General features: G+C 73.3%; 7 protein-coding genes and 1 rRNA gene. All 8 read left to right on the top strand.

The window, feature by feature from the left end:
- Positions 1–84, top strand: a 5S ribosomal RNA gene (gene rrf, locus ACH4SE_RS35410); the annotation flags it as partial.
- 166 nt (positions 85–250) lie between these two features.
- The gene (locus ACH4SE_RS35405) at positions 251–898 is read left to right on the top strand and encodes an HAD family hydrolase (RefSeq protein ID WP_398547681.1); all 648 of its coding nucleotides are present in this window, start codon (positions 251–253) and stop codon (positions 896–898) included.
- A gap of 105 nt (positions 899–1003) precedes the next feature.
- Positions 1004–2242 carry an MFS transporter gene (locus ACH4SE_RS35400; RefSeq protein WP_398547680.1) on the top strand — a complete coding sequence of 413 codons (1239 nt, stop codon included), beginning with the start codon at positions 1004–1006 and terminating at the stop codon, positions 2240–2242.
- On the top strand, positions 2211–3404 hold the full coding sequence (locus ACH4SE_RS35395) for an acetoin utilization protein AcuC (RefSeq protein WP_398547679.1): 1194 nt from the start codon (positions 2211–2213) through the stop codon (positions 3402–3404). Before ACH4SE_RS35400 ends, ACH4SE_RS35395 begins: the two co-directional genes overlap by 32 nt.
- Before the next feature lie 118 nt (positions 3405–3522).
- Positions 3523–4344, top strand: coding sequence for a phosphatase (locus ACH4SE_RS35390; protein WP_398547678.1), 822 nt, complete (start codon positions 3523–3525; stop codon positions 4342–4344).
- A 128-nt stretch (positions 4345–4472) separates the two neighbouring features.
- Entirely contained in the window at positions 4473–4685 is a 213-nt protein-coding gene (locus tag ACH4SE_RS35385; RefSeq protein ID WP_031524045.1) for a helix-turn-helix domain-containing protein, read from the top strand.
- Between the two features lie 136 nt (positions 4686–4821).
- Positions 4822–4920, top strand: a complete 99-nt coding sequence (locus ACH4SE_RS35380) for a 30S ribosomal protein bS22 (RefSeq protein WP_003948845.1) — start codon at positions 4822–4824, stop codon at positions 4918–4920.
- Positions 4921–5155: 235 nt separating this feature from the next.
- A complete protein-coding gene (locus tag ACH4SE_RS35375) occupies positions 5156–6220 on the top strand; it encodes an NAD-dependent epimerase/dehydratase family protein (protein ID WP_398547677.1) in 1065 nt (354 codons plus the stop codon).
- Positions 6221–6225 lie beyond the last annotated feature (5 nt).

Genomic DNA, 6225 nt, shown 5'->3' with positions numbered 1-6225 from the left:
TACATTCCGAACCCGGAAGCTAAGCCTTTCAGCGCCGATGGTACTGCAGGGGGGACCCTGTGGGAGAGTAGGACACCGCCGAACAAATATTGAAGAAGCGTCAGCCCCCGTGCCGAGCACGGGGGCTGACGCTTTTCTGCGTTCGGACGCCCCCACGGCCTTCCCCGCGATTGCCCGGCCACGTTCGTCCGGTGATGCGTCCGCCCACCGCCGCCGGTGGCCCGCCGGCGGGACGGCCTAGAGTGAGCGCGTGCAGTATGAGCTGGTCATCTTCGACAACGACGGCGTGCTGGTCGACAGCGAGCCGATCTCCAACCGCATCCTCGCGCAGTGCCTGACCGAGGCGGGGTATCCGACCACGACCGAGGACTCGATCCGGGACTTCATGGGCGCGGCCATCCACCGTGTGCACGACGTCGTACGGGAGCGGCACGGCGGGACTCTGCCGGAGGGGTTCGACGCCACCTACCACGGGCGGGTCTTCGCTGCGTTCGAGCGCGAGCTGCGGGCGGTCGACGGGGCCGGGACCGTCCTGGAGAAGCTGGCGGCGGACGGGGTGCCGTACTGCCTGGCGTCCTCGGCGACGCACGAGCGGATCAGGGTCGCGCTGCGGACGACAGGGCTCTACGGGAACTTCGACGAGCGGCGGCTCTTCTCGGCGCAGGACGTCGGGCGGGGCAAGCCGGCTCCGGATCTCTTCCTGCACGCCGCCCGCACGATGGGTGTGGCGCCCGAGCGGTGCGTGGTGGTCGAGGACAGCGCGCTCGGGGTGGCGGCGGCGCGGGCGGCCGGGATGGACGTCTTCGGCTACACCGCGATGACGCCGGCGGCGAAGCTCGCGGACGCCACCGCGCTCTTCGGCGGGATGGCCGAGCTGCCCGCCCTGCTCCTCGGCTGAGGGCGGCCACCGGGCGGCGTGTTCCCGCCGCTGGTCAGAGGTGACGCCGGATCGTGACGCCGGACACCTACTCATCCGTAGCCGTCGCGTCTAGCGTGCTCGCTCATGAGCGACGTAACCGACGTCACGCGGCCCGCCCGGTCGCTGCGGCTGGGCCGCGCCGCCCTCGCGGTGAGCTTCTTCGCGCAGGGGGCGCTCTTCGCGCTGCTGGTGACCCGGATCCCGGCGATCCAGGACCGCTACGGCATCGGTGACGGGCTGCTGCCGGTCTTCCTGGCGGCCGTGCCGATCCTCGCGGGCGCGGGCAGCGTCGTGACCGAGCAGCTGGTGCGGCGGGTGCGGCCGAGCGTGGTGCTGCGCTGGGTGCAGCCGGTCGTCGCGCTGGTGCTCGTCGGGCTGGGGGCCGGGGACCGGATGTGGGCGGCCGCCGTGACGCTCGCGCTCTTCGGGGTGTGCGTGGGCGGGCTGGACGCGTCGATGAACATGCTCGGCGTCAGCCTCCAGCGGGCGTACGGGCGCAGCATCATGCTGGGTTTCCACGCCGCCTACAGTCTCGGCGGCATCGTCGGCTCGGTGCTGGCCTGGTCGGGGGCGCACTGGCACATCGCGCTGGTGGCCGTCTACGGGCCCTTCACGGCGGTGATGATCCCGCTGACGCTCACCGCCAGCCGCTGGTACCGCGACGCGGACGACGGGCCGGGCGTTCCGGGGCCCGCGGGGGAGGGGCCGGAGGGGAACGGCACGCAGGTGGCGATGCGCGTGCTGCTGCCGCTCTGCCTCGTCATGGCCTTCGCGTACATCGGCGACTCGACCGTCTCCAACTGGAGCGCGAAATACCTCCAGGACACGCTGCACAGCTCCGACCAGCTCTCCACCGTCCCCTACGCCGTCTACATGGTCACGACCCTCCTCGGCCGCTCGGTCGGCGACTTCGGGGTGCGGCGGTACGGGGCCGTGCCGGTCGTACGGCTCGGGACGGTGGTGGCCGTCGCGGGCTTCGCGGTGGTGGCGGTGGCCCCGGGGGCGTGGGTCGGCATGCTGGGCTTCACGCTGCTGGGATTCGGGCTGTGCGTGATCGTGCCGCAGACCTTCGCTGCGGCCGGGCGGATGTTCCCGCACGCCTCTGACGCGGCCATCGCACGGCTGAACGTCTTCAACTACGTCGGTTTCCTCGTCGGCTCGCCGCTGGTGGGCGCGCTGGGCGACGCGTGGAGCTACCGCGGGGCCATGCTCGTGCCGATGGTGCTGGTGGCGGCGACACTGCGTTACGCCACGTCCTTCGGTGCGGCGGGCGGCGGGTACGGTGTCGGCCATGAGCGGCCGAGCACTGTTGATGTGGGATGAGCGGGTCACCGGCTACGACTTCGGGCCCGGGCACCCGATGGACCCGGTGCGGCTGACGCTCACCCGGGAGCTGGTGCGGGCGGTCGGGCTGGACCGGGCGCTGACGGTGGTGGCGGCGCCGCCCGCGGGGGAGTCGACGCTCGCGCTCGTCCACGACGGGGACTACGTGGGCGCGGTGCGGCGCGCGGGCGAGGACCCGGACGCGGTCCGTACGTCCTACGAGGCCTTCGCGGCCTACGGGCTCGGCACCGTCGACAATCCGGTCTTCCCGCGTATGCACGAGGCCTCGGCGCTGATCGCGGGCCAGTCGGTCGCGGCGGCGGAGGCGGTGTGGCGCGGCGAGGCGGCGCACGCGGTGAACTTCACCGGCGGGCTGCACCACGCGATGCCGGGCGCGGCCTCCGGCTTCTGCGTCTACAACGACGCGGCCCTCGCGGTGGCGCGGCTGCTGGAGCTGGGCGCGGAGCGGGTCGCCTACGTCGACGTCGACGTGCACCACGGGGACGGCGTGCAGGCGGCCTTCTGGGACGATCCGCGGGTCATGACGGTGTCGCTGCACGAGCACCCGCGCACGCTCTTCCCGCACACCAGCGGCTTCGCGGAGGAGACCGGCGGCCCGGACGCGGAGGGCGGTGCGGTCAACGTGGCGCTTCCCGCGGGCACGGGCGACGCGGGCTGGCTGCGGGCCTTCCACGCGGTGGTGCCGGAGCTGCTGGCCGCGTTCCGGCCGCAGGTGCTCGTCAGCCAGCACGGCGCGGACACGCACGTCGAGGACCCGCTGGCGCACCTGGCGGTGACGGTGGACGCGCAGCGGGCGGTGGCCGAGGCCTGCCACGCGCTGGCGCACGAGCACGCGGGCGGGCGCTGGGTGGCGCTGGGCGGCGGCGGGTACGCGGTCGCCGACGTGGTGCCGCGCACCTGGACGCACCTGGTGGCGATCGCGGCCGGGGAGCCTCTCGCGCCGGGCACGCCCGTGCCGGAGGAGTGGCGGCAGTCGGTGTACGCGCGCACCCGGCAGCCCGCGCCGCTGCGGATGACGGACGGGCGCGAGCCGCGCTGGACGGGCTTCGCGGAGGCCGGCTACGACCCGGCGGACCGTCTGGACCAGGCCGTCCTGGCGACCCGCCGTGCGGCCTTCCCGCTGCACGGGCTGCTGCCGTAGCGCGCGGGGCGTACGCCGGGAGGCGTACGCGGGCCGGCGGGGGCCCGGACGGGTTTCCGGCGGGTGAATTCGGCCGTTTCCGGGTGCCGTTGCGCGGGCGGGCCGGGACGATCATGGCGTGGTGAGTGCAGGCGCGCTGCGCGCGCATCTGGAGGCGACGGGCCTGGCCGGCAGGGTCGGGACGCCGCGCGAGAAGAGCCTGGCGAGCTACCGGCTGTTCGCGGCGCGCGATCCGCGGCTGACGCTGGGCCTGGACCCGCAGGGGGCGTGGGACGTCCCTGAGCTGCTGCGGCTGATGGCGGACCGGTGCGGGGTGTCGCCCGATCCCGCGCACACCTCGGGGCAGGAGGCGATCGACCCGGACTGCACGGTCGCGGCGCTGGACGCGTTCGCCGAGCGGCTCGCGCGGGCGGCCCGTGACCGTATCCCGGTCCTCCTGGGCACAGGACATCCACATCGCCTCCTCGGTTTCTACGCATCCTTGGCGGCGGCGCTCTCAGCGGCGGGATGTGACGTTCTCACCCCGGCGTATGGTCCGGGAGTGGACATGCGGACGCAGTTCGGCGTACGCCGCCACCTCCTGCGCTACGTCGGCGGAGTGGCGGTCGTCCGCCCCGCCGCCACGGAGGGTGACGGCGCTCCGGGCGAGCCGGGGGCGCACACCCACTCGCCGCTGCCGGTCAGAGCGGCGCTCGCGGCGGCCGCCGAGGACGGCGGGACACTGCCGGGACTGGTGGTCGGGGATCACGGATTCGTGTGCGGCGCAGGTCAGTTGGGGGTCGAAGCCATCGGCCTGGCGGATTGCGACGATCCCGCCGTTTTCGTGGCCGAGGCGGAGGGCAGCGTGTCGGTGGCGGTGCCGGTGGACGACGCCGTAAGGTCCGATTACTACCGGCCATTGACGCGCTACGTGCTCAATCGGGCCTGGCTGTCCCAGTAGTCATCCATAGGCAACTCCTCTTCCCCACATACCTCATGCGCCCCTAATCTGGTGGCGAGCGCACATGCCGCTTTGAGTCGCCGGAGGGGAAGCCGGTGCCCGGCGTGTGCGGAAGGTTCAGGTGTGACATGGCAACTACTGAAACGCGCCCTCTGAACGAGGTCGTCTTTCTCACCGTCGCCGAAGTTGCGGCGGTGATGCGGGTCTCGAAGATGACGGTGTACCGCCTGGTGCACAGCGGTCATCTGCCGGCGATTCGCGTGGGCCGCTCGTTCCGGGTGCCGGAGCAGGCCGTCCACGAGTACCTCCGGGAGTCGTACGTGGGGGTGGAATCTGCCTGAGGACGCCCTGGCGGGCAGATGACGGCTTAGTGCGGGCCTCGTTTATGCCCCTCCGCTCCGGGCGGGTAGGCTTGGCCGACGAAGGTCGTGTGGGCTCGGACGCCCCGCACCGAGTGAAAACGAAGCGAGGGTAGTCGTGGGCTCAGTCATCAAGAAGCGGCGTAAGCGTATGGCCAAGAAGAAGCACCGCAAGCTGCTCAAGCGGACGCGTGTCCAGCGCCGCAACAAGAAGTAGCAGCCGTCCCCGCTCCGGCGGGGACGAGCGCGGGCGACCTTCCGGCCCTGTGGCCGCCGTCCCGCTTCCTGCCCTCTCCCACCGCCTGCGGGCGGCGGGGGAGGGCAGTGCGCTGTCCGGGGCCGGGCGGGGCGGCGACGGGCGCGGGTCGGGGCGGTGACGGGTCTGTGTCGGGGCGGGTGGTGGCCGGGCGCAGGGGATACGGTGCGGGTGTTCCCCTGAGGAGGCGCTGAGCGTGAGCGAGGGCAGAGTGGGCGGCGGCGTGGTGCTGGTCACGGGCGCGGCGCGGCAGCTGGGCGGGCGGTTCGTCCGCCGCATCCAGCGCGATCCGGCGGTGTCGCGGGTCGTCGCCGTCGACGCGGTGCCGCCCGAGCACGACCTGGGCGACGCCGAGTTCGTCCGGGCCGACATCCGGCAGCCGGTGATCGCCAAGGTGCTGGCCCAGCACGGCGTCGACACCGTGGTGCACCTGGACCTCACCGGCACCCCGCTGGGCGCCGGCGGCCGCACCCAGGTCAAGGAGACCAACGTCATCGGCACGATGCAGCTGCTCGGCGCGTGCCAGAAGGCGCCCACCGTACGGCGGCTGGTCGTGAAGTCCACCACGAGCGTCTACGGCTCCGCTCCGCGCGATCCGGCGGTCTTCCGCGAGACGACCCCCGTCAAGTCGCTGCCCAGCGGCGGCTTCGCGAAGGACGCCGTCGAGGCCGAGGGGTACGTGCGCGGCTTCGCGCGGCGCCGCCCGGACGTCGCGGTGGCGGTGCTGCGCTTCGCGAACATCCTCGGGCCGACCGCCGACACCCCGCTCGCGGAGTTCTTCAGGCTGCCGGTGCTGCCGACCGTCCTCGGCTACGACCCGCGGCTGCAGTTCGTGCACGAGGACGACGTCGTGGACGTGCTGGTGCTGGCCTCCCGCGAGGCCCGCCGCGGCACCCTCAACAGCGGCACGTTCAACATCGCCGGCGACGGGGTGCTGCTGCTGTCCCAGACCGCCCGGCGGCTCGGCAAGCCCACCGTGCCGGTGCTGCTGCCCGCGGTGAGGTGGGTCGGGCAGCTGCTGCGCACCGCGGCGATCACCGACTTCTCGCCCGAGCAGATCCGGCTGCTCACGCACGGGCGGGTCGTCGACACGCGCGAGATGCGCGAGACGCTCGGCTTCACCCCGGCCTACACCACCGCCGGGGCCTTCCACGACTTCGCCCGCGCCCACGGGCCCGGGCTGCTGCCCCCGCGGATGCTGGCCGCGGGCGTCGACCGGCTCGCGGCGGCGGTGCGGGGCGCGGCGGGCGGTGCGCGGTGACCGCG

The sequence above is a fragment of the Streptomyces sp. NPDC020983 genome (assembly GCF_044333485.1).
Taxonomy (GTDB): domain Bacteria; phylum Actinomycetota; class Actinomycetes; order Streptomycetales; family Streptomycetaceae; genus Actinacidiphila.
The sequence above is the reverse complement of the archived record's forward strand: the minus strand, read 5'-3'. Positions and strand labels throughout refer to the sequence as shown.

Coding starts and splice junctions, on each gene's coding strand:
- ACH4SE_RS35400 (WP_398547680.1), top strand. CDS start 1,004: ATGAGCGACGTAACCGACGTCACGCGGCCCGCCCGGTCGCTGCGGCTG.
- ACH4SE_RS35395 (WP_398547679.1), top strand. CDS start 2,211: ATGAGCGGCCGAGCACTGTTGATGTGGGATGAGCGGGTCACCGGCTAC.
- ACH4SE_RS35385 (WP_031524045.1), top strand. CDS start 4,473: ATGGCAACTACTGAAACGCGCCCTCTGAACGAGGTCGTCTTTCTCACC.